Annotated in this window: 1 tRNA gene; it reads left to right on the forward strand. The window is 59.7% G+C overall.

From position 1 onward, the window contains the following. The first annotated feature begins 23 nt into the window (after positions 1–23). Positions 24–100 (forward strand) — tRNA-Met (locus NKH54_RS32420). Positions 101–1207 lie beyond the last annotated feature (1107 nt).

Raw genomic sequence — 1207 nt, forward strand, 5'->3', positions numbered from 1 at the left:
GCAAGAGCTTGCCCTGGAGGTGACGCGGGGTGGAGCAGCCCGGTAGCTCGTCAGGCTCATAACCTGAAGGTCACAGGTTCAAATCCTGTCCCCGCAACCAACATCAAAAACAGCCCGCTTCACGCGGGCTTTTTGCGTTCGGACCGTGATCGATGGCGATTTTAACCTGCACCAGGGGTCGGAAGCAGGCGAAGCCGACGCCGTGGGACAGAAAAGCCAAATCATGACCCCCAACCGCCCGCAGCTCGCAGGCCTTTTTGTTATTCGGCACCTTTGCCCACGCGAAGCCGGTTGGCTCCCGGCTCTGTCAGCGCGGCAACCGCCACGCGCCGGCGCGATGGTGACCGGACGCTTTGGACCCTGCAAAACCAGGCGACGAACCATTCTCTCGCCATCAGATCTTGGAAAACGAACCGTGATCGTGCGCTTCCAATCATTGCTATTATTGCTACCGGGCTTGATCGGCGCCATAATCTTCCAGGAGGTTGCCGTGCCCGACTACGCTCTGAACGAACCACTATGAGAGCTTCATCAGGAAGCAGCTCGAATCAGGCCGCTACAACAATGCCTGAGATGTTCGCGCCGGCCTACGTATGCTCGAGGATTTCGAGGCGGAGCGGGAGAGATGGCTGCGCGAGGAGGTTCCGGCGCGCCTGACCGAGCTCCGGCAGGATCCGGCTAAGGGCATCCCTGTCGAGACGGTTTTTCGCGACTCGAGGCGCGTCATCACGCGAAGCAGGCGAAAGCCAAATAGGCAATGGAGTACCGCATTGTCTTCCACCCCAAGGCTGGTCCGCGGATCATCAGCTGGCGACGTGCCGTCAGCATTGCTTTCGCAGTCGATGCCGAACGGGTCTGGTCCTGGGTATTTTTTCGCCGGCCGCAACATCACGGCGGAATTGCTGGAAGGCCGGCTCTGAAGCGCTGCTTAGGCTGGCGTGGGGATCGACACTCGCCAGGAGGCGATTCTCAGGCCGATGGCACGCACCTGCCGCCGCCTAGGTGGGAGCTTGGTAGAAGAGTGATCCTCAGCGGAACACCACTCACAATTCAGCCAAGCCAGCTCACGAATTTCCGCCCCGTGGATATCTCTACGAGAAATCGCAAAAACATCGTCGATGACTGTTGACAGTTCTGGTTGGTGGCGACTATATACGCCTCACGAACGAGGGCGGTGCGCCGCTGGCGGCGAAGCAGTTTGCTTCTG

It is taken from the genome of Mesorhizobium sp. M1004 (assembly GCF_040318795.1).
Taxonomy (GTDB): Bacteria; Pseudomonadota; Alphaproteobacteria; order Rhizobiales; family Rhizobiaceae; genus Mesorhizobium.